This is a genomic window from Qaidamihabitans albus (assembly GCF_016464705.1).
Taxonomy (GTDB): Bacteria; Actinomycetota; Actinomycetes; order Mycobacteriales; family Pseudonocardiaceae; genus Qaidamihabitans; species Qaidamihabitans albus.
Genome location: NZ_JAEHOB010000003.1, coordinates 40610 through 64333, shown reverse-complemented (window position 1 = coordinate 64333; position 23724 = coordinate 40610). Strand labels below are relative to the sequence as shown.

Here is a 23724-nt window from a genome sequence, read left to right as displayed (position 1 = left end):
CTGCGACCGGCACGACCGGCACGACGTCCGTGCGCCGGTCGCCGGTCACCGGAAAGGTGCGCTCGGCACTGTCGTCATCGTCGTCATCGTCGGCCATCGACCCTCGCGCCACCAGCGACGTCCGCAGGTACGAGGGCGGGCAGCCGGTGTGGCGGGTGCAGTGCGGCGACATGATCAGCCGAGAGCGCTGCGTGACGGTGTTCGTGGACGAGGGCGAAGTGGTCCTCGTCGGTCCCCCCGGTGAGACCGCGCGGCTGACGGGCGGCCAGCTCGGCCAGCTCAGGGCCGCACTCAACGAAGCCGCCAGGCTGGCGGAAAGGTGACGGTGAGTTTCAAGTGGATCAGATCCTCGGGCAGGTCCTCCGCAACGCGGTATGGGAACGCCTCGACATGCTCTCCGACCTGGCCGAACGTGCGGACTCTGCATCGCTGGTGTCGGTGGCCCGCTCCGAACTCCCCCGGTTGACCGAGGGCTGGCGGGCCATGCTCCGCGCTCACGAACCGGACGAGCGCGGCGACTGCCCCACCTGCTCCACCCGATGGCACCGGTGCAAGGCGCCCTGCTCCGTATGGCAGGTCGCGCACGAGCACCTCGTCGCCGGAGGGCTGGCGCCTCAGCAGAACACCCGGCGGCTGGGACGCCGCCGGTCCGCGGCCACCGAGCCGGCCGAGGCCCAGCCGGTCCCCCAACAGCAGGCAGGCAAACACGCCCTGGTCCCCCCGCCTGCCACACACCGAGCCATTGCCGGGACCCCCGCCCGGTAATGGCCCCGGACGTCGGCGGTTGGCTCGTGCGTACCCCCGAGCGTGACGAGCCAACCGCCGGCCTACTCCGATTAATCGAATAAATGTGACTCAACCCCTAGCGGGAGCGCTAATCCGCCGTTAGGTTGATCACGAAGCAAGCCGCATAACTGCAGATCGCGAACTGTGGAAGATCCCCGCCCGCAGTGCGGCCCCGATACCCCGCGGGCCGGTGCCGTTGCACTCCCCCTCCCCCGACCGGCACCGGTCCGCGGTCCCCAACCAGAGCGAACTCACCGCACCGAACGCACCCGCGTGATGAGCACACCCGCGCACAGGGTCGCGGCGGCGGAGGCGGTGAAGAGGCCCGGATAGCCTCCCGTCCGCGCGAGAATCACCGTCGCGAGCAGCGGCGCCACCACTTGCGGCAGGGCGTTCGCGACGTTCACCACCCCCAGATCCTTGCCCCGGTCGGCGGCGGCGGGCAGCACCTGCGTGAGAATCGCCAGCGCCACCGCCCAGTACGTACCGAAGCCGACTCCCAGCAGCGGTGCCGCCACGAGAGCCGCAGTCCAGGTCTGCGAGACGACCAGCAGCAGCGCCGCCGTCGCCATCAGCCCGCAGGACACCAGCACGTAGGGCTTACGCAGCCCCGAGGAGTCCGACAGGCGGCCGGTCACGAGGGCGCCCACGGTCAGCGCGGCGCCGTAGAGGCCCATCAGCACCAGCAGGCCGGTGTCCGGATCGGGGTGCCGGACGGCGTCACCGAGGAAGAACAGCAGGTACAGCGTGCCGAGCGCGTTGCCGAGACCGATCAGGAAATGGCAGCCCCAGGCCCACGCGAAGTCCGGCTGCCGCCGGGGGGACACCCAGAGACCGGCGATCGCCGTCCACCACCGGCCGGCGGGGCGGAACGCCCTCGGCAGCACGGCATCGGGCGTGCGGACCGCGAACACCACGGCCCCGGTCAGCACGACGAACGCGCACGCGAGGTAGCCGCCGGACAGGCTGGTCACCACGACGGTCACGAGCACGGCCCCGGCGACGGTGCCCAGCATCTGGCTGATCCCCACGAACCCGCCGACCCGCGCCCGCTGCCGGACCGGCACGCGGTCCGGCAGCGCGGCCGTCAGCGTGGCAAGCATGCCGCCGAGGCCCGCCTGCACGAGGCACCAGCCGAGCGTCATCACCACGACGTCACCGGCGAGCGAGAGGATGCCGAGCCCGCAGGCGCCGAGCAGCGCACCGGCGACCGTCCAGGGATGGCGGCGGCCGAACCGGGACGACGTCCGGTCCGAGAGCAGGCCGATCGCCGGGTTGGCGACCAGCGCCACGAGCGCTCCGGCTCCGGTGACAGTCCCGAAGACCACCTCCTTGTCCGCCGCGTCCAGCAGCGCCGCCTGCCGGGGCAGCAGCACCTGGATCGGCGCGTAGATCGCCAGCCAGAGCCCGAGGTTGGTGAGGAACAGCAGCGTGGTCCAGCCGGGGCGCACCGGGACGACCGGCTCGGCGAGCGCGGGCGGCAGCGGAACACCGGCCCGCCTGGCACCCTCCCGGCTATCCACGGATCACCGCGCGGTACCAGGCGAAGGAGTCCTTCGGCGTGCGGCGCTGCGTCTCGTAGTCCACGTGCACCAGGCCGAAGCGCGGCCCGTAACCCTTGGCCCACTCGAAGTTGTCGAGCAGCGACCACACGAAGTAGCCGCGCACGTCGACGCCCGCTTCCATCGCCTCGCGCAGGGCCGCGAGGTGCCTCGCGAGGAAGTCGATGCGGGCCCGGTCGTGCACCGCGCCGTCGGCACCGACCTCGTCGGCGAAGGCGCAGCCGTTCTCCGTCACGTAAACAGGCGGCAGCGCGGCACCGTAGCGGCCATCGAGGGACACCAGCAGCTCGCGGAAGGCGTCCGGCACGATCGGCGAGCCGTTCGCCGTCATCGGGTACCCCTCGACCGGTCGCGGCTCGAACGGCAACGGGTTGCCCTCGCCGGGTGCGGCGGCCGCCTGCGGCTCGTAGTAGTTGACGCCGTAGAAGTCGATCGCCGCGGAGATGACGGGCAGGTCGTCGGCGTGCCCTTGGGGAAGGTACTCCGCGAACTCGTCCGGGTAGCTGCCGAGCAGTACCGGATCGGCGTAGAGCCGGTTGAGCAGTGCGTCGAGCCTGCCTGCCGCCGGGCGGTCGGCCTCGGTGACCGGCCAGACCGGGCTGTGGTTGTTCGCCGTGCCGACACTGCGCGCCCCCACCGCGCGCAGTGCCCGCACGGCGAGGCCGTGGGCGAGGTGCTGGTAGTGCGCGGTCGGCACGGCACCGAGCAGCAATGCCCGGCCCGGGGCGTACTCACCGGTCGCGTAGCCGTAGACGGTCGTGACCATCGGCTCGTTGACCGGGATCCACATCGCCACCCGGTCGGCGAAGTGCTCCCCTGCGATCGCGGCGTACTCGGCGAAGCGCTCGGCGGTGTCGCGGGCGAGCCAGCCGCCCGCGTCCTCGAGCGGCTGCGGCAGATCCCAGTGGTACAGGGTGGCCACCGGCTCGATCCCGGCCGCGCACAGCTCGTCGAGGAGGCGGTCGTAGAAGGCGAGCCCCTCGGGGTTGGCGGCGCCCTTGCCGGTGGGCTGGATGCGCGGCCACGCGAGGGAGAACCGGTAGGCGTGCGCACCGAGCGTGGCCAGCAGCCGGACGTCCTCGGCATGGCGGTGGTAGTGATCGGCGGCGACGTCGGCGTGCTCGCCCCGCGCGACCTTGCCCGGGGTCGCGGTGAAGGTGTCCCAGATGGAGGGGCCACGCCCACCCGTACGGGTGGCGCCCTCGATCTGGAACGCGGACGTCGCGGCTCCCCAGCGGAAGCCGGGCGGGAAGTTCAGGCTGTGCACCGGCGGTTCTCCCTCGACATCCGAAAAATATGAATAGTTCTCACATACTAGGCCGTCACTCGACAGGGGAGAAGGTCATCGACACGATAAAGTCGCTGACCTGCACAGCAAGGAGCACGACGTGTCCGAGAACCAAGCCCCGGCCTCGCCGGAGGCGACCCCCCTCCGCCGCCAGCCCGTCCAGCAGCGAAGCGCGCAGCGCGTCGAGCGGATGCTGGACGCGGCCGCCGAACTGCTCGACGAGGTGGGCTACGAGTCGCTCACCACGACCTTGATCGCGAAGCGCGCCGGCGTCGCCGTGGGCTCGCTCTACCAGTTCTTCCCGGACAAGCGCGCCGTCGTGCAGGCGCTGACCCAGCGAAACCTCGAACGGTTCATGGCGGGGGTCGGTGAGCGGCTGGGCGGCATCGACCACCAGCACTGGTGGGACGTGGTCGACTCGCTGCTCGACATCTACCTGCGGATGCACCGCGAGGTGCCCGGGTTCTCGAAGGTGCACTTCGGGGACGTGGTGGACGTGCGGCTGCTCGACGACCGGCGCGACAACAACCGCGTGATCGCCGACTCGCTGACGAGCCTGATCACGAGCCGGCTCGACCTTTCCGCCGAGCAGGTGGCGCTGCCGATCACGATCGCGGTGCAGGCCGCCGACGGCCTGCTGAACCTCGCTTTCCGCCGCAACCCGCAGGGCGACCCGGACGTGGTCGCCGAGACGAAGTACCTGATCAAGGGCTACCTCGCCAGCAGGCTCGGCGAGTAGGGCGGCTCAGCCGAACGCCTTGCCCTCACCGCGATAGGTGGGCACGGTGCGTTCCACCCGGTCACCACTGATCAGGTGGTAGCCGGCGAACCGCTCGGCGAGCTCGCCCGCCTTGGCGTGCCGGAACCACACCCGGTCGCCGAGGCGCAGCGCACGGGCCGCCTTGCCGGTGACCGGTGTCTGCACCTCGCCCGCACCCTCGACGCCGAGCAGTTGCAGTCCCTCGGGCAGGTACGGCGAGGGCAGCCGCGACGGTCCCGCGGCCCCGGAGGCGATGTACCCGCCCGCGAACAGGGTGGCGATGCCGCGCACCGGTTTGTGCACCACCGGCAGCGCGAACAGCGCCGCGGGTCGCGGGGTGAACCGCGAGTACCGCGCGAACAGCGCCGGGCCGAGCAACCCGGATCCGGCGGCGATCTCGGTGACCGCGCGGTCGGCCCGCGTCGACTCCAGGCTGCCGGTGCCGCCGCCGTTGACGAACTCCAGATCGGTCACCGCGCGCACCGCCGCCACAGCGGCCGCCCGGCGCCGGGCCAGCTCGGCCGCGGACCGGCGCTGCATCCAGCGGGTCAGCCCGCCCCGCAGGCCGCCTACCGCGTCCGGCACCCCGGCGATCTGGCCCTCGTAGGCCATCGCACCGACCACCCGGAACCCGCTCCGCGCGGCGATCGTGCGCGCGAGCGCGCCCGCCTGCCTCGGGGTGAACACCGGAGACCGCCGGGTGCCGACGTGCACGCCGGGCAGCGGCCGCCACGACGCGTCGACCTCGATGCACACCCGGATCTCCGGATGGCCGAGCCCGAGCGCCGCGTCGACGACGTCCAGGTGTTCGGGCGAGTCCACCATGATCGTGATGGCGGCGCGGGCGGCGTCATCAGCCGCCAGCGCGCGCAGCGCGCCGTGGTCGACGGTCGGGTAGGCCACCACGATGTCGTCACTGGTGCCCTCTTCGAACAGCCACAGCGCCTCGGCGAGCGAGTAGCACATCAGCCCGGCGAAACCGGGACGCTCCAGCGCGCGCTCCAGCAACGCCCGGCAGCGCACCGACTTGCTCACCACCCGCAGCGGCCGGCCCGCCGCGCGGCGCACCAGATCGGCGGCGTTCGCGTCGAAGGCGTCGAGGTCGACAATGGCCAGTGGCGGGTCGAGATCCTTGGTCGCCACGTCGTACGCCATCGCGTTCACAGAGGTCACAAGCAGTACGGTACGTCAGCCTGGCTTGAAACGCGAATTACATTCACCTATTGTTTCCGGACGACTACCAGTGTGGGGGACCGCCGTGGCTACCTGGACCAACTGGGCCGGTACCGAGTCGGCGACGCCGCGCCGGCTGCACCGGCCGGGCAGCGCCGCCGAGATCGCGAAGATCGTCGCGGACGCCGCCGTGCGGGAGCGCCGCGTGCGCCCCCTCGGCAGCGGCCACTCGTTCAGCGCCATCGCGGTGGCCGACTCCGACGCGATCGACCTCGGTCGCTGGACCGGGATCGTCTCGGCGGACATCGACACCGGACTGGTCACGGTGCGCTCCGGCACCACGCTGCGGGCGCTCAACGCCGAACTCGACGCGCTGGGCCTCGCGATGACCAACCTCGGCGACATCGACGCGCAGACGATCGCGGGCGCGGTCTCCACCGGCACGCACGGCACCGGCGCGCGTTTCGGCGGCCTCGCCACCCAGATCGCGGCGCTGGAGATCGTGCTCGCCGACGGCTCGGTGGTGGCGTGCTCGCCGGATCGGCGAGCAGACCTGTTCGCCGCCGCGCGGGTCGGCCTCGGCGCACTCGGCGTGCTCAGCACGGTGACGCTGCGCTGCGAGCCTGCCTACGTGCTCTCCGCGCAGGAACGGCCCGAGCCGCTGCAGCAGGTACTGGACGGCTTCGACGACTTCGCCGCCGGATCCGATCACTTCGAGTTCTACTGGTTTCCCTACGGCCGCGACGCGCTGGTCAAGCGCAACAACCGGGTGCCGGTGGGCACGGCGGCGCGCCCACTGTCGAGAGCCCGGCAGTTCCTCGACTACACGGTGACGGAGAACGTGGCGTTCGGCGCGCTGTGCCGGCTCGGGCGGACGGTGCCCCGGCTGGTGCCCGCACTCGGCCGGATCTCGGCGGCGGCGCTGTCCGCGCGGGAGTACAGCGACACCTCGCACCGGGTGTTCGTCACCCGGCGGGCGGTGCGGTTCGTGGAGTCGGAGTTCGCGGTACCGAGGGAGTCGGTCCACGAGGTGCTCGCCGAACTGCGCGCGCTCGTGCCCCGCCTGGAGTGTCCGGTGGCGTTCCCGGTCGAGGTGCGGGTGGCGGCGGCCGACGACATCTGGCTCTCCACGGCGTACGGAAGGGACTCGGCATACATCGCGATCCACCAGTACGCCGGGATGCCGTACCGGCAGTACTTCGCGGCGTTCGCGGAGATCGCCGGTGCCGTCGGCGGGCGGCCGCACTGGGGCAAGATGCACGGGCTGGACGCCGCCGTGCTGCGCGAGCGGTATCCGCGCTTCGGCGACTTCCTGCGGTTGCGCGCCGAGGTCGACCCGGAAGGGGTCTTCACCAACGCCTACCTGGACCGGGTACTCGGCCCGGTCAGGTAGCGGCGGCCCTTCCGGCAAGTCCGAACGAGCCGAGGGCGCGGTCGAGCACCGCGCCCTGAGCCTCGGCGGAGTAGGTCTCCGCGTCGGCGACGGCGAGGGCGTTCACCCCCTCGACCAGCGCCACGAGCGCGGTGCTCACGACAGCGACCTCCCGCCCGTCCCAGTCCGGCCGGACAGCCGCGACGAGCCGCCCGACCCTGGCGAGAAACGAGCGGTTCGCCCTCGTGTGCCGCACCGCGAGATCCTCGTCCGCCAGCGCGGCGGCCAGGTACCCCAGCCAGACGCGGGCCTCCTGACGCTTGACCGGATCGAGTGAGGCCGCGTGGGCGAGCACGTCCCGTAGCACGTCGGCCGGAGCCCCGTCACCCGCCTCGAGCCGGTCCATCACCTCGCCCGTTCGCTCGTGCAGCAGGTCCCGCGCGTGGGCCAGGAGGGACCGCTTGCCGGGAAAGCGATGCAGCACGAGACCGGTGGTGCAGCCTGCCTCCGCGGCTACCGCCCGCAGCGTCAGGCCCTGTGGCCCGGACTCGGCCATGATCCGCCACACGGCCTCGGAGATCCGTTCGGCCTGCGCGGCCCTGTCCGCGGTCCTCGACATAGGACACACCTCCCGTAACGTATGTTACGGTAACACCTGTTACGGCCACTGGGAGGCGCGTTGCTCATCGAGGTGAAGATCGAGGACTGGGACTCGGCCGACGGCATGCGGCTGCGTGAGGAGCAGCGAGCCGAACTCGACGCCCGGTACGGCTGCGACGATCACGAGCCCGGTGCCGGCCCTTCGGCCGAGAACATCGCCGTGTTCCTCGTCGCGCGGGACCGTGGCGGGCGAGCCGTCGGCTGCGGTGGTCTTCGCCTGCTCGGCGCGGCGTCCGCCGAGATCAAGCGGATGTACGTCGTGCCGGAGGCACGCGGGGCGGGCGTCTCGGTCGCCGTGCTCCGTGAACTGGAGGCGGCGGCGCTCCGGCTCGGTGTCCGCATCCTGAAACTGGAGACCGGCCCCGCGCAACCCGACGCCATCCGGTTCTACGAGCGCGAGGGATACCGGCGCATCGCGAACTTCGGTGTGTACCGCAGGGAACCGTTGTCGCGCTGTTTCGCGCGGCACCTCGGCTGAACGCTAGAGACGCGAAAGGGCCTCGTCGATCGGCGTGTTGCCGGAGGTCAGTTCGAGGGTGCGGCCCGCCGTCACCGCGTCGGCGACCAGTTCGACGACGACCGCGGCGACGTCCTCCCTTGGCACATCGGCCCTGGGCACGCTCTCCGCCAGGTGGACGAGGCCGGTGCCCGGCTCGTCGGTGAGGCGGCCAGGGCGCAGGATCGTCCAATCCAGATCGCGGGTGCGCAGATCCTCCTCGGCCGCCGCCTTGGCCCGCAGGTAGACGGCGAAGACCTCCTCGACGGACGGCGGGATGGTCCGGCCCGCGCCCATCGAGCTGATCTGCACGAAGCGCCGCACGCCAGCTCGCTCGGCGGCCTCGGCGAAGAGAACCGCGGCCGCACGGTCCACTGTGTCCTTACGCGGTGCGCCGCTGCCGGGGCCGGCGCCGGCGGCGAACACCGCGGCGTCGGCACCGTCCAGCGTGGCCGCCACCTCGTCGACGCGCGCGTTCTCCAGATCGAGTACCACGGGTTCGGCACTGAGCTCGCGCAGGTCGGCGGCGTGCTCGACATTCCGGATGATGCCCACCGCGGTGTCGCCGTTGGCCGCGAGCTGCTGTTCCAGCTTCAGCGCGATCTTTCCGTGCCCGCCCGCAATCACGACTCGCATGGAGCCGAGCCTAACGAACTCACTCGACCTCGGCCGGGAGCTCCGTGGCCAGCAGCTGCTCGTAGACCATCTCGTTCACCCAGCGGGACACCGCGTCCTCGGCGAAGAGCATCCGCTCGCTGCGCCCGGCGAGGTCGAGGTCCACGACGGCGTCGGTGTCGGCGGCGACCACCGCGAGGCCGTAGATGCGGGCGCGGGGCAGGCAGTTGTCCACATAGTCGTGGCTCAGCGTCGCCGTTGCGGGCAGCACCATCGCCGCGTCGCCGTAACGCGCGAACGGCACCGTAGCGGCCATTCCGGTACGCCAGTGCCTCGCGACGGCGAGCACACCGACGATCTCCGCCGCCTGTGCCGGAGCGGTCGGAGCCAGCTCCGGCCAGGTCCAGGTCGACACGGTCGCGCGGTCGGTGACCGGTCCGACGCCCATCGCGATCCGCTCGGCGTGTGCCTCGGTACGCAGACGAGCCACCACGAACACGCGCCGCCCGAAGAGGGTCAGCTCGGGCAGCAGCACACCGTCCCAGCCGAGCTGCGCCGCGCCCTCCTTCGCCAGCTCCTCGGCGCTCGCGGGTAGCTCGACGGGCGGGACGACGCGACTGGGAAGCGACCGGGTGTCGTTCGAACCGCTCGTCACCGCGGCCTGCCCAGGTGTTACCGCCACGAAGTCCGCCTCCTTCTGCTGTGTCTGCGAATCGATTGCGAGTCACAGTCCTGCGGCACCGCTCGAAAGCGGTACATGAACTGGTTACCAGCGCAAACAGAGAAGGTCTGCGGTTAGCGGCATTACCTGCGATCGGCGGCGCCGAACGGTCGGTGACCGGTCGGTAGGCGGTCGACGGACTTCGGCCCGACCGTGCCGCCGGACGGGTGACGGCGGGCCGAACGGTATCGGCACGTCCGTCCCCCTGCTCTGGAGGAAACGCCGCCCGGCTCCGCGGAGTTCCCGCCACGCCCAGGCGAATCCTCCCGCCCGCGGAGGTGACGTTCACCGCAGCGGCCACGCTGGTCCCCGGGTTAGGGTCACGAGCGAGTAACCGCCAGTGTTGGAGGACCGATGCGCTCGCCGAAGGACTTCTTCGCGCCCCTCGCCGTGGGTGCGCCGGAGCCGGTCAGGCAGATCCCCGCGTTGCCGTCGAGGATGATCCACTTCTTCGATCCGAGCAACGAGAAGATGGCCGCCAAGGCTCCGGAGCTCGCGAAGAAGGTCGACGTGCTGCTCGGCAACCTGGAGGACGCCGTCAAGGCGGACCGCAAGGAGGCCGCCCGCACGGGACTCGTGCACATCGCGAGGGAGAACGACTTCGGCCGGACGCAGCTCTGGACGCGCGTCAACAGCCTCGACTCGCCGTGGGTGCTCGACGACCTCATCACGCTGGTCACCGAGATCGGCGACAAGCTCGACGTGATCATGGTGCCGAAGGTCGAGGGCGCGCCGGACATCCACTACGTCGACCGCCTGCTCGCCCAGCTGGAGGCGCGTGCCGGGCTCACCGAACCACTGCTGGTGCACGCGATCCTGGAGACCGCGAGCGGGGTGGCCAACGTCGAGGAGATCGCCGGGGCGAGCCCCCGGATGCAGGGCATCTCGCTCGGGCCGGCGGACCTCGCCGCGAGCCGCCGGATGAAGACCACGCGCGTCGGCGGCGGGCACCCGGGCTACCTGGTGCGTACCGACCCGGCCGGGGACGACCTGACCGAGGGACGCACCACCTACCAGCAGGACCTCTGGCACTACACGGTCGCGCGCATGGTCGACGCCTGTGCGATGCACGGCATCCTCCCCTACTACGGCCCGTTCGGGGACATCCGTGACGTGGTGGCCTGCGAGGACCAGTTCCGCAACGCCTTCCTGCTCGGCTGTGTCGGCGCGTGGAGCCTGCACCCGGCGCAGATCGACATCGCGAAGAAGGTGTTCTCCCCCGAGCCGTCCGACGTCGCGTGGGCTCGCAAGGTGATCAGCGCCATGGGCGACGGCACGGGCGCGGTGATGATCGACGGGAAGATGCAGGACGACGCGTCGGTGAAGCAGTGCCGGGTCGTCGCCGAACTGGCCGACGCGCTGGCCGCCCGCGACCCCGAGCTGGCCGACGCCTACGACAAGGCCACGAAGGAGGCGCTGGCGTGAGACCCCGCCGTTCCGTGCTCTACATGCCCGGCGCCAACGAGCGCGCGCTGGAGAAGGCGAAGACGCTGCCTGCCGACGCGCTGATCCTCGACCTGGAGGACGCGGTCGCCCCCGGCGCCAAGGAGGACGCCCGCGAGCGGGTGTGCGCCGCCGCGGCGTCCGGCGACTACGGCTCGCGCGAGGTGACCATCCGCGTCAACGGCCTGGACACCGAGTGGCACGACGCCGACCTGCGGGCGGCCGCCCAGGCCGGGCCTGCGGCCGTGGTCGTGCCGAAGGTGAACTCCGCGCGCGACGTCCACAACATCGAGCGGGCGCTTGAGCTCGGCGGCGCACCGGAGCACACCAAGATCTGGGCCATGGTCGAGACGCCGGTGGCGATGCTGCGCGCCGAGGAGATCGCCGCGGCGAGCGACCGGCTGACCGTGCTCGTCATGGGCACCAACGATCTCGCCAAGGAGTTGCACGCCGAGTTCGTGCCGGACCGGGGACCGCTGCTCGGCGGGCTCTCGCTCTGTCTGCTCGCCGCCAGGGCGACCGGGAAGGTCATCCTGGACGGCGTCTACAACGACGTGCGGGACCTCGAGGGCTTCGAGGCGGAGTGCAGGCAGGGCAGGCAGTACGGGTTCGACGGCAAGACGCTCGTCCACCCCGGCCAGATCGAACCGTGCAACCGGGTGTTCGCGCCGTCGGACGAGGAGATCGCGCAGGCCCGCAAGATCATCGACGCGTTCGAGAAGGCGCAGCGGGCCGGGCAGGGCGTGGTGACCGTCGACGGCCGGATGATCGAGAACCTGCACGTCGACAACGCACGCCGCATCCTCTCGCTGGCGGAGGCCATCGGCGCACAGCCCTAGCCCGCGAGTCCCCCACCGGAGCCCGCGAGTTCTGCACTCGCGGCACCGTCAACGCGCAACTCGCGGGCCTGAACGCGGCACTCGGGGGTCTGGGCGGGGGACTCGCGGGTGGTGGAATTCCGGGGTCTCGCACGCGTTGTACCCGGTGTGGGCGCAGGCAGGCTCGGACTTCCGCTTTCGGTGCTGGACCGCTCCAGCACGCGGCTGGGGCAGGAGCCCGCCGCCGCCGTGCGGGACACGGTCCGCTTCGCGCGGCAGGCCGAGGAGCTGGGCTATCACCGGTTCTGGGTGTCCGAGCACCACAGCGTGCCCGGCGTCGCCGGTTCGGCGCCGACCGTACTGACAGCGGCGATCGCGGCGGAGACGTCGCGAATCCGGGTCGGGACCGGCGGCGTGATGCTGCCGAACCACCAGCCGCTGGTGGTCGCCGAGCAGTTCGGCACCCTCGAAGCACTTCATCCCGGCCGGATCGACATGGGGCTGGGGCGCTCGGTCGGCTTCACCGGCGGCGTGCGCGGCGCCCTCGGCCACGGCAAGGAGGACGCCGAACGGTTCGGTGAGCGGGTGCGGGAGCTGCTCGGCTACTTCACCGGCGAACAGCGGGTCCACCCGGGCGTGCACGGCTTTCCCGCCGAGGGGTTGCGGGTGCCCGCCTTCGTGCTGGCCACCGGAGCCGGCGCCGATCTCGCGGCCGAACTGGGGCTGGCACTGGTGATCGCGCCCGTCGGCGGTACGGAGGCCGCTGCCGAGCACATCGGTCGCTACCGCCGGAACTTCCGCCCTTCGGCGCTGTGGCCGTGCCCGTATGTTGTGGTCTCGACCGCCGTCGCGGTGGCCGACACCACCGAGCGGGCGCGCGAGCTGCTGCTGCCGGAGGCGTGGGCGATGGTCGAGTCCCGCACGCGCGGGGTGTTCCCGCCCCTGCGTCCGCCCGCGGACCTGCCCGAGCCCGGTGCCCGCGAGGCCCGGCTGCTCGGCGACACGCTGCGCGGGCAGATCCACGGCACGCCCGCCGAGGTCGGGCCCGCGCTCGCGCGGCTGGTGGCGCGCACCGGGGCCGACGAGCTGCTGATCACGATGAGCACCTACGACCGGGCGGAGATGCTCGACTCCTACGCCCGGCTCGCGGACCTGGCGCTCGGACAGCCGGGGCGGACCGCCGGATCGGTGTCACGGAAGGCGGACACCTGCGCATGACGCGTGGACACGCCGGGCGGGTCGCAGTTCCTCGAAGGCGGCGGCTGCTCGCAGCACGCCGAGGTCGTCGAAGCGGCGGCCGGAGATCTGCAGGCCGATGGGCTGGTCCTCGCCCGTGTAGCCACAGTTGACCGACACCGCGGGCTGACCGGACATGTTGTAGGGCACCGTGAACGCGATGTGCTCGAACGGCCGCGCCGGGTCGTTCACCGGCGAGGCCCAGTCGAACGGCGACGCCGACACCGGGCACGTCGGTGAGAGCACGATGTCGAACGGGCCGGTTGCCCGCATGGCCGCGACCGTCATCGCGTCGATCTGCGCGTAGCCGCGGTAGACCTCCTCGCCGGAGAGCCCCGCGCCACCGGCGACCCATTCCGCGATGTAGGGCAGGATCCGCTCGCGCCGCTCGGCGGGCAGCCGGCCGGTGTCGACGACGAACCTGGTGCGCCAGAAGCGGTCCAGCCCGTCGAGCATCTCCCTGGTGAGAAACGGCTCCACCGGCTCGACGCTCGCTCCCGCCGCCTCGAACAGGCGCCCGGCGTCCTCGATCGCGGCGCGCACGTCCGGCTCGACGGCCAGCCCGATGCCCGCGTCCAGGTGCAGGCCGACGCGCAGCCCGGCGATGTCCGTCTCCAGGCTGTGCCACGCGATCTCGGCGGGCGGCAGGCACAGATGGTCCCGTGGGTCGGGCCGGGAGAGCACGTCCATCAGCAGCGCCGTGTCGGCCACCGTCCGGGTCAGCGGCCCCACGACCCGTCCCGGATAGGGCGGCGCGACAGGCACCCGCCCGAAGCTCGGCTTGAGCCCGACCAGCCCGCACCACGCGGCGGGCAGCCGGATCGACCCGCCGATGTCGGTTCCCACGTGCAGCGGCCCGTACCCGGCGGCCGCGGCCGCCGCGGCACCGGCACTGGACCCGCCCGGCGTGCGCGCGGTGTCCCACGGGTTGCGGGTGGCGACGTGAAAGCTCGAAAGGCCGGACGTGAGCATGCCGTAGTCGGGCATCGTCGTCTTGGCCAGCAGTACGCCGCCGCACTCCCGCACACGCGCGGCGGCCGGGGCGTCCTCAGCCGCCGGGGTGAGCTCGGTGGCGGCCGTGCCGAGCGGCGAAGGCGTGCCCCGGGTGGCGATGTTGTCCTTGAGCGTGAGCGGTACGCCGTCGACGGGGCCGAGCGGCTCCCCGGCCCGCCAACGCCTCTCGGACGCCCGCGCGGCGGCGCGCGCCGCGTCCGGGTCGGCGGCGTAGAGGGCGTGCAACGTCGGTTCGAGCGCCTCGATCCTGGTGAGTACCGCGTCGATGACCTCTACCGGTGACACGGTGCCCGCCCGGTACTCGGCGACCAGTTCGGTGGCGGAGAACGAGGTCAGCGAAATCGGCGAGGTCAGGTCTCTCATGCGCGGCCTTTCGAGGTGGTCGTGAGTGCGTACACGAGTTAGAACTCGTGTGGGCACTCACGAGTCGGGTGGGGTGTAGCGGCCGTCGATCGCGGTCCAGCCGCCGTCGACGGCGAGCACGGCTCCGGTGACGAACGCGGCGGCGTCCGAGGCGAGGTACACCACGGCACCCGCGACCTCCCCCGGGCTCGCCCAGCGGCCGAGCGCGCTCTTCTCCGCGTACGCCCGGTACCAGTCGGGATCGTTCTTGATCTGTGCGGTCAGCGGGGTCTCCACGACGCCGGGCGCGACCGCGTTGACCCGCACCCCGGCCGGGCCGAACTCGGCCGCCGCCGTTCGGACGAGCTGCACCACCCCGGCCTTGGTCGCCGCGTACGCACTCTGTCCCGGCTCCACGGTGCTGCCGCGGATGGACGAGAAGGCGACGATGCTACCCCTGCCGCGGCGCACCATGCCTGCGCCGAAGAACCGCACGGCGTCGAACGTGGCGCCGAGGTTGAGCGCGACCACGCGGTCGAACTCGGCGCGGGTGTAGTCGAGCAGCCGCTTGCGCACGTTGGTCGCCGCGGTCAGCACGACGATGTCCGGCTCGCCCAGCTCACCGGCCGCACGTTCGACGGCGGCGGTGTCCAGCAGGTCGATCTCGTAGCCCTCGGCGCCCTGACCGGCGAGTGCGGCGGTCTCCGTCGCGCTCGCGCGGTCCCGGTCGGCGCACACCACCGTGGCACCGTGCGCGCCGAGCGCCCGTGCCGACTCCCGCCCGATGCCACTGCCCGCCCCGAGCACGACGGCGCGCCGGCCGTCCAGCCGGAAGAGGTCGGCGTAGTTCACGGCCGGATCACCGCCATCCGCGTCACGGTCAGCTCCTCAACGGCGAACCGGGGTCCCTCCCGGCCGATGCCGGAGTCCTTCACCCCGCCGTAGGGCATCGTGTCGGACCGGAACCCCGGCACCTCGTTGATCACCACACCGCCAACGTCCAGCGTCTCGATGGCCGCGAACGCCGTCGCCAGCGATCCCGTGTAGACGCTCGCGTGCAGCCCGTACCGCGAGGCGTTGACCTCGTCGAGCGCGGCGTCCACATCGGCCACCCGGCGCACGCACACCACCGGGCCGAAGATCTCCTCGTCCCAGCATTCGGTGCCGCCGGGCACGCCGGTCAGCACGGTCGGGTTCAGCACGCGGCCGGTGCGGCCACCACCGCCCGCGATCCGCGCGCCCGCCTCGACCGCGGCATCGATCCAGCGCAGCACCCGCTGTGTGGACCGCTCGTCGATCAGCGCCGACACGCGCGTCGACTCCTCACGAGGGTCGCCGGGAGCGACCTCGGGCAGCCGGTCGAGCACCCTGCCGACGAGCTCGTCGGCCACCTCGTCGACCACGAGCACGCGCTGCACCGAGATGCAGGCCTGGCCGGAGGCGTAAAAACCACCCCGCAGCACGGCGTCGGCCGCCGCGTCGAGGTCGGCGTCGGCGGCCACGACCAGCGCGGTGTTGGACCCCAGTTCCAGCAGCGTCTTGCGAGGCGCGGCGGCACGCGCGATCCGGTGCCCGACCGCCGCGGAGCCGGTGAACGACACGGCACCGACCCGGGCGTCGGTCACCAGCGCCGAGCCGACGTCGGCGTCGCCCGTCACCAGCTGTGCCAGCTCCACCGGTGCCCCGGCACGTTCGGCGGCCGTCCGCACGAGATGCACCAGCCACAGCGTGGCGAGCGGCGTCGCGGGCGCGGACTTGGTCACCACCGGGCAGCCTGCCGCGATCGCCGGGGCGATCTTGTGCGAGGCGAGCAGCAGCGGGTAGTTGAACCCGGCGATGCCGACCACGACGCCGACCGGGCGGCGGGTCCAGAAGCCCAGCAGCCCCTCGCCCGAGGGCAGCAGGTCCAGCGGCACCGTCTCACCGTGCAGCCGCGCGACCTCCTCGGCGGCGGCCTGCCAGGTCACCAGCGTGCGCGCGACCTCGACCCGGCAGTCGGCGAGCGGCTTGCCGGTCTCGGCGACGAGCAGGCGCTCGAACTCGGCCCGGTGCTCGGCGATCGCCTCGCCGACGCCGGTGAGCACCGCCCGCCGCACGTGCGAGGGCAGTGCGGCGACCCGGTGGCGAACGGCCACCGCCGCGTCGACGGCCCGCCGGGCGAGCCGCACATCGCCCACCGGGGCCTCCGCCACCAGGCTGCCGTCGTACGGGAAGACCACCGGTGCGGTGTCCGGTGTGGACACCCACTCGGCGCCGATCGGTAGTCCCGCCGGGTAAGGCGGATCGAACATGTTCACCCTTCCTCCAGCCGGGCGAGCGCGCCGCGCAGGCTCGGTGCCGCCGCGATCAGCTCGCGGGTGTAGGGATGCCGCGGATCGTCGTAGACCTCGTCCACCGCGCCGAGCTCGACGATCTCGCCCTGCCGCATCACGGCCACCGTGTCGCACAGCCTGCGCACCACCGCGAGGTCGTGCGAGACGAACACGAGCGTGAGGTCGAAGCGCTCGACGAGGTCCGCGAGGAGGTCGAGGATCTGCGCCCGCACGAGCACGTCGAGTGCGCTGACGGCCTCGTCGGCGATCAGCACGCTCGGCCGTGGTGCCAGCGCGCGGGCGATCGAGATGCGCTGCCGCTGGCCGCCGGAGAACTGGTGCGGGTAGCGCTCGCCCGAGTCGGCGGGCAGCCCGACCGCATCGAGCAGTTCCGCCACCCGCTCGCGGCCACCGGGCGCACGGCCGAGCGGTTCGCGGATGATGTCGCGCACGCGCATACGCGGGTCGAGTGAACCGAGCGGATCCTGGAACACGATCTGCAACTCCGAGCGCAGGAAACCCAGCCTCCGTTCGGGCAGCGTGTCGATCCGCCTGCCGCGGAAGGAGATCGAACCGGACGTCGGCCGGTCGAGCGCGGCGAGCAGGTGCACCAGCGTGGACTTGCCGGACCCCGACTCGCCGACGATGCCGAAACGCCCGCCCGCCTGGATGTCGAAGGAGACCCCGCGCAGCGCCCGCACCTCGGGCCGGGCACCGAACAGCGACGTGCGCGGCCTTCGGTACGTGCGCGTCAGCCCCTCCACCGAGATCATCGAGTCGCCTCCGGTTCGGATGCGGCGAGCAGCCTGCGCGTGTACTCGTGCTCGGGCGCGGTGAGCACCCGGCGCACCGGGCCCGCCTCGACGATCCGGCCCTCGTTCAGCACCAGCACGCGCTCGCACACCGAGGCGACCACGGCCAGGTCGTGCGTGATGAACAGCAGCGCCGTGCCGCGGTCGCGGACCCCGGCGAGGATCAGTTCGAGCACCTGTGCCTGCACGGTCACGTCGAGCGCGGTGGTCGGCTCGTCGCAGATGAGCAGCGCGGGCTCGTTGGCGAGCGCGATGGCGAGCACGACCCGTTGCCGCTGCCCGCCGGAGAGCTGGTGCGGGTAGGCCCGCGCGATCCGCTCCGGCTCCGGCAGCCGCACCCGGTCCAGCAGCTCGACCGAGGCGGTACGCGCCGCGCGCCGGTCGCGGGTGCCGTGCAGCAGCATCGCCTCGGCGACCTGCCTGCCGACGCGCATCGCCGGGTTCAGCGCGGACATCGGCTCCTGGAAAACCATCGCGAGGTCCTTGCCGCGCCGCCGCGACAGGCTGCGCTCGGAGGCGCCGATGAGCTCGGCACCGTCGAACCGGGCCGACCCGCGCGCGTCGAGCTCCTCGGGGAGCAGGCCCATCAGCGCCGAGGCGGTGAGCGACTTGCCCGAACCGGACGCGCCGATCAGGCCCACCCGCTCGCCGCGTTCGATCTCGAACGAGACGTCCTCGACCAGCGGCGTGCCTGCGCCGCCGACACCGAGCCCGGCCACCTCGAGCAGGCTCATCGGCGGGCCTCCAGCCGTGGGTCGAAGCGGTCCCGCAGGCCGTCGCCGAGCAGGTTGAAGCCCAGCACGGCGATCGCGATGGCGGCGCCCGGCACGAGCGCCAGGCGTGGCTCCACGGCCAGCAGTTCCTGCGACTCCTGCAACATCCGGCCCCACGACGGCGTCGGCGGCCGGGTGCCGAAGCCGAGGAAGGACAGTGCCGCCTCGGCCAGCACCGCGATCGCGAACGACACCGAGGACTGCACGAGAAGCAGGCCGGAGATGTTGGGCAGCACGTGCCGCCCCGCGATCCACCGCCGCGACCGCCCGGCCGCCCTGGCCGCGAGCACGTACTCGGTGCCCATCACCTGCAACGTCCCCGAGCGGGCGATGCGGGCGAACGAAGGCACCGTGGCGATGCCGATCGCGATCATCGCGGTGAGCGTGCTCGCCCCGTACACCGCGCCGAACATGATCGCCAGCAGCAGCGCGGGGAAGGCGAGCACGAGGTCGTTCACGCGCATGACCAGCTCACCCAGCCAGTTGCGCGACATCCCGGCGAGGATGCCAAGCGGTGTCCCGACCACCGCGGCGATGCCGACCGCCACCACACCGACGTACAGGGTGGTCCGCGCGCCGACCATGAGCTGGCTCGCGATGTCGCGGCCGAACTTGTCCGTGCCGAGCAGGTAGTCCCCGCCGGGTCCGCGCAGCCGCACGGCCGCGTCCACGAGCAGGGGGTCGTGCGGTGTCCAGGCGAACGAGACCAGCGCGGTCACCACCACCAGCCCGACGAGGACCGCGCCGACGACCAGGCTGGTGTTGCGCGTGCGCACGGCTGTCGTCATCAGGACCTCCGCAGGCGCGGGTCGAGGACCGTGTAGAGCAGGTCGACGGCGAAGTTGACGAGCAGCACGCCGGCCACCAGGACGAGCACGATGCTCTGCACGGTCAGCAGGTCGCGCGCGGCCACCGCGTCGAGCAGCATGCTGCCCAGCCCGGGCAGCACGAACACCCGCTCGATCACCACCGCGCCGACCAGCAGGGTCGCGAGCTGGAGGCCGAGCACGGTGACCACCGGCACCGCCGCGTTGCGCAGCCCGTGCCGCAGCAGCGCCGGGTACGGCCGCAGCCCCTTGGCCCGCGCGGTGCGCAGGTAGTCCTCGCGCATGACGTCGAGCACCGACGTACGCACGTAGCGGGTGAGGACGGCGCCCTGCACGAGCCCGAGCGAGACCGCGGGCAGGACGAGCCCCCGCAGCCACGCGGCCGGGTCGTGCGCGGGCGGTGTCCATCCGCCCGACGGAAGCCAGCCGAGCTGCACGGCGAAGGCCTGCACGAGGATGATCCCGGCGAGGAACGCGGGCACCGCCATGCCGAGCTGCGAGAAGCCGGACACGGCGGCGCCGCTGGGCCTGCGGTGCCGCACGGCCGCGATCGTGCCGAGCGGCATCGCGATCAGCAGCGCCACCAGCATTCCGCTGCCGACCAGCCAGAGGGTGACGCCGAGCCGGTCGAGCAGCTGCGGCCCGATCGTCTCCCGCGTGACGTAGGACGTGCCGAAGTCGCCGCTCGCGACACCGCCCATCCAGTCCAGGTACTGGGTGAGCAGTGGCCGGTCGAGGCCGAACTCCTGCCGCGTCCGTTCGACCAGTTCGGGCGTGGCGTTCACGCCGAGCGCCACCTGCGCCGGGTCACCGGGCAGCACGGCCATGAAGGCGAACACCACCACGGATGCGGCGAGCACGCTGAGCAGGAGGATCGCCGTGCGGCGGGCTATCGCGAGGGTCACCGGGCCCTCCCCAGGTTCGTGAGGTCGAAGGACTCGCTGACCTGGTTGCGCACCAGGCCGGTGACCTCCTTCTTCGCCACCACGATGTTGGGGAACAGGAACAGCCAGTTCGCCGCCGCGTCCTCGGTGATGGTGCGGGCCACCTCCCGCATCTTCACGACCTGCTCGTCCGGCGTGCCGCTGTCGGCCTCGGCGAGCAGCTCACGCACGCGCGGCTCGTCGTAGCCCCAGTAGTAGTCCGGATCGCCGAACGTCGTGATGTCGCGGGCCTCGACGTGCTGCACGATCGAAAGGTCGTAGTCCTGGTCGGTGAACACCTGCTGGAGCCAGACGGCGGGGAAGTCCAGCGGCTCGATGCGCACGTCCACGCCGATCTTGCCGAGGTCGGAGGCGACGACCTGGGCCGCCGACATCGCGTAGGGCAGGTTCGCGATCCGCAGGCGCAGGTTCAGCTCCGGGTTACCGGCCTCGGCGAGCAGTTTCCGTGCACGGCCGGGGTCGTACGGGTAGTAGCCGGAGAGGTCCTCGTACCAGGGGTCCGTTGGCGGCACCATGCTGCCGATCAACGTGCCGCGGCCACCCCACGCCGCCGCGAGCAGCGCCTCGCGGTTCACGCCCAGCGTCAGCGCGCGGCGTACGCGCACGTCGTCGAGCGGGGGCCTCGCGTTGTTGTAGGCCAGCACGACCTCGCCGTTCGTGGTGCCCTGCAGGACGTTGAACCGGTTGTCCGCCTCGAACTGCGGCACGGAGTCCGGCACGGTGATCTGCGAGATCACGTCGATGCCATTGCTGAGCAGCGCGTTGTTCAGTGCCGTGGCGTCCTGGTAGTACTTCAGCACCACGGTTTCGTACTCCGGCCGCTCGCCCCAGTAGCCAGGTTCCTGGCGCAGCACGATCGAGTCGCCCCGGCGGCGTTCGGCCACCCGGTACGGGCCGGTGCCGATGGGCCGGGTGGCGAGGTCGGCGACGCCGCTGGGGTCGAACATCGCGCCGACCCTGCTGGTCATGTCGAACAGCCACGCGTTGCTCGGCTCGCCGAGCACCACCCGCGCGTGCTGTGGTCCCACCACGTCGACGCGCTCGACGACGTCCATCTTGGACTTCAGCGAGATGGTCCATTCGGTCTTGACCCGCTCGATGGAGAACTTCACGTCCTCGGCGGTGAACGGCTCGCCGTTGCTGAACTCGACGCCGGAACGCAGCCGGAAGTCGTACACCGTGCGGTCCTCGCTGACCGTCCACGACTCGGCCAGCAGCGGGACGATCTCGCCGCGCGCGTCGAGCTTCACCAGCCCCTCGTACACGTTGTAGAGCAGCGCCTGCGGGATCGCGGAACCGTCGGTGGTGGTGAAGTCGAAGTTCTGCGGTTCGGCGGTGAAGCCCACCGCCAGCGTGGACTCGTCGCCGCCGACCGTCGCGGTGGAGCCCGCGAAGCAGCCGGAAACCGCGAGAAGCAGTACCGGTAGTACCGCTGCCGTCGCACGGACCCGCATGCGCTCTCCAACCTAGTATGCTGGTCGGACCAGTGGCCTAGGCTTGCACTCGATGTCACGCCAGTCAAGAGGTGTCCCAGTGGATCCGGAGCCCGTGAGGTTCGAACCCGTCACCACCGTGCGCGCGTACGAGCGGGTGGTGGAGCAGATCGAGCAGGCGGTGCTCAGCGGCCGGCTGTCACCGGGTGAGCGGCTGCCGAGCGAGCGCGAGCTGATGGCGCAGTTCGGCGTGAGCCGGTCGACGGTGCGCGAGGCACTGCGGGTGCTGCAGGCCGGCGAGGTGATCCGGTCGCGGGCAGGTGACCCGCGAGGACCGGAGGTGCTGCCCGCCTCGACGGCGGTGCTGCAGAAGTCGATGCACCGGCTGGCGCGCGCCGAGGAACTCGGGCTGGCGCAGTTGTTGCAGTTCCGGATGCTGCTGGAGGGCTCTGCGTACCTGCTCGCGGCGCGGTTGCGCACCGAGGAGCAGCTCGCGCAGATGGACGCGGCACTTGCGGAGATGCGGGCGCAGCTGGGACGCGGCGACAGTGAGTTCAGCCGGGCGGACGTCGCGTTCCACGACGCGGTCGCGCGCGCCACGCAGAACCCGCTGCTGGTGGTGTGCGGGGAGGTGGTGCGCGGGGTGGTGCTGGAGCTGATCGAGGACAAGCTCGCGCACGCGGCCGACCGGCGTGCGCTGATGCGCAAGTCCGTCGCCCACCACATCGAGGTGCTGCGGGCGGTCCGGGACGGCGAGGGCGAGCGCGCGTGCCGGCTGGCCCGGCACGCACTGTACGACTACTACGCCGAGTACGTGCCGGAAGCCGAGCGCGCCATGCTGCACCCCCTGCTCGGGTCGTGAGTGCCTGGCGGCGTTACCAATCGGAGCGGAAGTAGCCCGACAGATACAGCCTTCAGACCTGCGAGTTCGGCTACTTTCGCTTCGGGTTGGTAACCATCGACTCAGTAGAACTCGCGTAGGCACTCACGACCCGGCGGGGTCAGCGGATCAGGCGGTGTTCTTCCGGCGACGCTGCAACAGCAGTGCCGCGGCACCGGCGATCACGAGGCCGGCACCGATCAGGATCGGCGTCAGCGCGGAGACACCGGTCTGCGCGAGCGGACCCGAGTCCGCCTGCGGGTTCACCGGGGTCTCGGTGGCAGGCGGAGCGACCGCGTTGGACGTGGTCGTGCTGGTCGGCGGAGCGGTGGTGGTGGTCTCCTCCGGCGGCGCGGTGGTCGCCGGGGCACCCTTCCAGCTCGCCGTCGCGGCCGCGGTCAGGTCGGTCTTCTCCGACTGCGCCACGATGAGCGACTGCGCCTTCTTGTCGTCGTACTTCGCTCCGACGAAGAGCCGGCCGGTGTTGACGTGGCCGTTCGCCTTGATCGAGAACTCGCCGTTGCCGTCGGCGGCGTCCTCCGGCACGTCGACGTAGATGTCGGTGCCGTCCGCGACGTCCGACATGGCCAGCTCGTTGCCGTCCACATCGGTGAGCTTGGCACCGTCGGGCAGGTCACTGTTGAGCTCGGTGATCTCACCCGTCGTCGAGACGGTGAACGGGCCGATGCGCTCGCCCGCGTCACCGGTGGCCTCCGCGGGGCTGAGGTCCAGCGTCGGAGCGGGCTCCCCCTCCACCTCGAGCTTGCCGTCGGTCAGGAAGTCGTAGAGGGCGGCGACGTCCTCGCCGGCCTCCTTGTCGTGCGGCACCGGCGACTTCTTGTTCAGTTCCTTGGCGTCGCTGAAGTGCCAGACGGCCGCCTGCGTTCCGGCGATCGCCTCACGCTTGTCGAGACCATTGTTGAGGTTTGAACCATTTTCGGTCAGCTGCTGTTCGAGCGCGTCCACGTCGACGGCCGGGTAACCGTGCTGCAGCACCCAGTTGATCTTTTCGCGGTTGTCGTGGAAAGGCGAGTCCTCGTTCGGATACTCGTCCCACGGCGTCTCCACCATGTCCTGCCCGCGGTCGATGCGCACGTTGATCTCGACGCAGTACATGTGCAGCATGCTGCCGCCGTCGAGCTTGAGGCCGAGCAGCGCGGTGCTCAGGCTCTTGTCCTTGCCCTCGATGTTGACCCGGTGACCCCCGGTGTCGTGACTCTGGATGAGCCGCCCGCTCGCTTCGTCGGCGGACGCGGGCAGTGCGGCCGACAGGACGGCGAGGGAGGCACCGGCCACGACGGCACCGGCGCGGACGAGTACCGATCTCTTGCGCATGAGTCTCCTTACCCCAGGACTCTGGAACCAATTCGAGTGAAGATCACACTTTCCAGTGAGGGCGGAGCATACACAGCGCAGAAAATTGGCCTGAACCGGCTGGGGCTATTGAGTTTGTTACG

Annotated in this window: 24 protein-coding genes; 9 read left to right on the top strand and 15 right to left on the bottom strand. The window is 71.6% G+C overall.

What is annotated here, in order from left to right; translation table 11 throughout:
- Positions 1–56: 56 nt before the first annotated feature.
- Together JAP66_RS06550 and JAP66_RS06545 are read left to right on the top strand one after the other, a co-directional pair.
- Positions 57–323: a hypothetical protein gene (locus JAP66_RS06550; protein ID WP_443706206.1), complete on the top strand. Its 267-nt coding sequence runs from the start codon at positions 57–59 to the stop codon at positions 321–323.
- Between the two features lie 13 nt (positions 324–336).
- The gene (locus tag JAP66_RS06545; RefSeq protein WP_199430699.1) at positions 337–765 is read left to right on the top strand and encodes a hypothetical protein; all 429 of its coding nucleotides are present in this window, start codon (positions 337–339) and stop codon (positions 763–765) included.
- A 272-nt stretch (positions 766–1037) separates the two neighbouring features.
- On the opposite strand, the gene JAP66_RS06540 is transcribed toward JAP66_RS06545, so the two are convergent.
- The gene (locus JAP66_RS06540) at positions 1038–2309 is read right to left on the bottom strand and encodes an MFS transporter (protein WP_307849462.1); all 1272 of its coding nucleotides are present in this window, start codon (positions 2307–2309) and stop codon (positions 1038–1040) included.
- Positions 2302–3615 carry a GH1 family beta-glucosidase gene (locus JAP66_RS06535; protein ID WP_199430698.1) on the bottom strand — a complete coding sequence of 438 codons (1314 nt, stop codon included), beginning with the start codon at positions 3613–3615 and terminating at the stop codon, positions 2302–2304. The genes JAP66_RS06540 and JAP66_RS06535 overlap by 8 nt, the downstream gene beginning before the upstream one ends.
- Positions 3616–3736: 121 nt before the next feature.
- On the opposite strand from JAP66_RS06535, the gene JAP66_RS06530 reads away from it, so the two are divergent.
- Complete coding sequence (locus JAP66_RS06530; protein ID WP_199430697.1) at positions 3737–4375, top strand: TetR/AcrR family transcriptional regulator; 639 nt, start codon at positions 3737–3739, stop codon at positions 4373–4375.
- A gap of 6 nt (positions 4376–4381) precedes the next feature.
- On the opposite strand, the gene JAP66_RS06525 is transcribed toward JAP66_RS06530, so the two are convergent.
- The gene (locus JAP66_RS06525) at positions 4382–5551 is read right to left on the bottom strand and encodes an alanine racemase (RefSeq protein WP_199431098.1); all 1170 of its coding nucleotides are present in this window, start codon (positions 5549–5551) and stop codon (positions 4382–4384) included.
- Between the two features lie 103 nt (positions 5552–5654).
- Here JAP66_RS06525 and JAP66_RS06520 point away from each other — a divergent pair, with 103 nt between their 5' ends.
- Positions 5655–6962 (top strand): D-arabinono-1,4-lactone oxidase, encoded by a 1308-nt coding sequence (locus JAP66_RS06520; protein ID WP_199430696.1) that lies wholly within the window; start codon positions 5655–5657, stop codon positions 6960–6962.
- Here the strand turns inward: JAP66_RS06520 and JAP66_RS06515 are convergent.
- The gene (locus JAP66_RS06515) at positions 6955–7560 is read right to left on the bottom strand and encodes a TetR/AcrR family transcriptional regulator (protein WP_199430695.1); all 606 of its coding nucleotides are present in this window, start codon (positions 7558–7560) and stop codon (positions 6955–6957) included. The two genes, JAP66_RS06520 and JAP66_RS06515, sit on opposite strands and share 8 nt — an antisense overlap.
- 60 nt (positions 7561–7620) lie before the next feature.
- Between JAP66_RS06515 and JAP66_RS06510 the strand changes: the two genes are divergently transcribed.
- The gene (locus JAP66_RS06510) at positions 7621–8079 is read left to right on the top strand and encodes a GNAT family N-acetyltransferase (RefSeq protein WP_235998826.1); all 459 of its coding nucleotides are present in this window, start codon (positions 7621–7623) and stop codon (positions 8077–8079) included.
- Positions 8080–8082: 3 nt separating this feature from the next.
- Here the strand turns inward: JAP66_RS06510 and JAP66_RS06505 are convergent, their stop codons facing one another.
- Positions 8083–8733 carry an NAD(P)H-binding protein gene (locus tag JAP66_RS06505; protein ID WP_199430694.1) on the bottom strand — a complete coding sequence of 217 codons (651 nt, stop codon included), beginning with the start codon at positions 8731–8733 and terminating at the stop codon, positions 8083–8085.
- Positions 8734–8752: 19 nt separating this feature from the next.
- Positions 8753–9394 carry a hypothetical protein gene (locus JAP66_RS06500; RefSeq protein ID WP_199430693.1) on the bottom strand — a complete coding sequence of 214 codons (642 nt, stop codon included), beginning with the start codon at positions 9392–9394 and terminating at the stop codon, positions 8753–8755.
- 393 nt (positions 9395–9787) lie between these two features.
- Between JAP66_RS06500 and JAP66_RS06495 the strand changes: the two genes are divergently transcribed.
- The 3 genes from JAP66_RS06495 to JAP66_RS06485 all read left to right on the top strand — a co-directional run bounded on the left by JAP66_RS06495 (position 9788) and on the right by JAP66_RS06485 (position 12912).
- Complete coding sequence (locus JAP66_RS06495) at positions 9788–10858, top strand: HpcH/HpaI aldolase/citrate lyase family protein (protein WP_199430692.1); 1071 nt, start codon at positions 9788–9790, stop codon at positions 10856–10858.
- The gene (locus JAP66_RS06490) at positions 10855–11715 is read left to right on the top strand and encodes an HpcH/HpaI aldolase/citrate lyase family protein (protein WP_307849461.1); all 861 of its coding nucleotides are present in this window, start codon (positions 10855–10857) and stop codon (positions 11713–11715) included. The genes JAP66_RS06495 and JAP66_RS06490 overlap by 4 nt, the downstream gene beginning before the upstream one ends.
- Before the next feature lie 147 nt (positions 11716–11862).
- Complete coding sequence (locus JAP66_RS06485) at positions 11863–12912, top strand: LLM class flavin-dependent oxidoreductase (protein ID WP_199430691.1); 1050 nt, start codon at positions 11863–11865, stop codon at positions 12910–12912.
- Here the strand turns inward: JAP66_RS06485 and JAP66_RS06480 are convergent.
- From JAP66_RS06480 to JAP66_RS06445, 8 genes are read right to left on the bottom strand one after another with little or no spacing between them, the layout of a single operon-like run.
- Entirely contained in the window at positions 12886–14307 is a 1422-nt protein-coding gene (locus JAP66_RS06480; protein ID WP_199430690.1) for an amidase, read from the bottom strand. The genes JAP66_RS06485 and JAP66_RS06480 overlap by 27 nt on opposite strands.
- Positions 14308–14364: 57 nt before the next feature.
- On the bottom strand, positions 14365–15138 hold the full coding sequence (locus JAP66_RS06475; protein ID WP_199430689.1) for an SDR family NAD(P)-dependent oxidoreductase: 774 nt from the start codon (positions 15136–15138) through the stop codon (positions 14365–14367).
- Positions 15135–16577 (bottom strand): aldehyde dehydrogenase family protein, encoded by a 1443-nt coding sequence (locus JAP66_RS06470; RefSeq protein ID WP_199430688.1) that lies wholly within the window; start codon positions 16575–16577, stop codon positions 15135–15137. The genes JAP66_RS06475 and JAP66_RS06470 overlap by 4 nt, the downstream gene beginning before the upstream one ends.
- Positions 16578–16579: 2 nt before the next feature.
- Positions 16580–17371 carry an ABC transporter ATP-binding protein gene (locus tag JAP66_RS06465; RefSeq protein WP_199430687.1) on the bottom strand — a complete coding sequence of 264 codons (792 nt, stop codon included), beginning with the start codon at positions 17369–17371 and terminating at the stop codon, positions 16580–16582.
- Positions 17368–18144: an ATP-binding cassette domain-containing protein gene (locus tag JAP66_RS06460; protein WP_199430686.1), complete on the bottom strand. Its 777-nt coding sequence runs from the start codon at positions 18142–18144 to the stop codon at positions 17368–17370. The genes JAP66_RS06465 and JAP66_RS06460 overlap by 4 nt, the downstream gene beginning before the upstream one ends.
- A complete protein-coding gene (locus JAP66_RS06455; RefSeq protein ID WP_199430685.1) occupies positions 18141–18971 on the bottom strand; it encodes an ABC transporter permease in 831 nt (276 codons plus the stop codon). Before JAP66_RS06455 ends, JAP66_RS06460 begins: the two co-directional genes overlap by 4 nt.
- A complete protein-coding gene (locus JAP66_RS06450) occupies positions 18971–19915 on the bottom strand; it encodes an ABC transporter permease (protein ID WP_199430684.1) in 945 nt (314 codons plus the stop codon). Before JAP66_RS06450 ends, JAP66_RS06455 begins: the two co-directional genes overlap by 1 nt.
- The gene (locus JAP66_RS06445; protein WP_199430683.1) at positions 19912–21408 is read right to left on the bottom strand and encodes an ABC transporter substrate-binding protein; all 1497 of its coding nucleotides are present in this window, start codon (positions 21406–21408) and stop codon (positions 19912–19914) included. The genes JAP66_RS06450 and JAP66_RS06445 overlap by 4 nt, the downstream gene beginning before the upstream one ends.
- Before the next feature lie 94 nt (positions 21409–21502).
- Here JAP66_RS06445 and JAP66_RS06440 point away from each other — a divergent pair, with 94 nt between their 5' ends.
- Positions 21503–22249, top strand: a complete 747-nt coding sequence (locus JAP66_RS06440; protein WP_199430682.1) for a FadR/GntR family transcriptional regulator — start codon at positions 21503–21505, stop codon at positions 22247–22249.
- Between the two features lie 147 nt (positions 22250–22396).
- Here JAP66_RS06440 and JAP66_RS06435 read toward each other — a convergent pair whose 3' ends face one another.
- Complete coding sequence (locus JAP66_RS06435) at positions 22397–23602, bottom strand: Cys-Gln thioester bond-forming surface protein (RefSeq protein WP_199430681.1); 1206 nt, start codon at positions 23600–23602, stop codon at positions 22397–22399.
- Between the last annotated feature and the right edge of the window lie 122 nt (positions 23603–23724).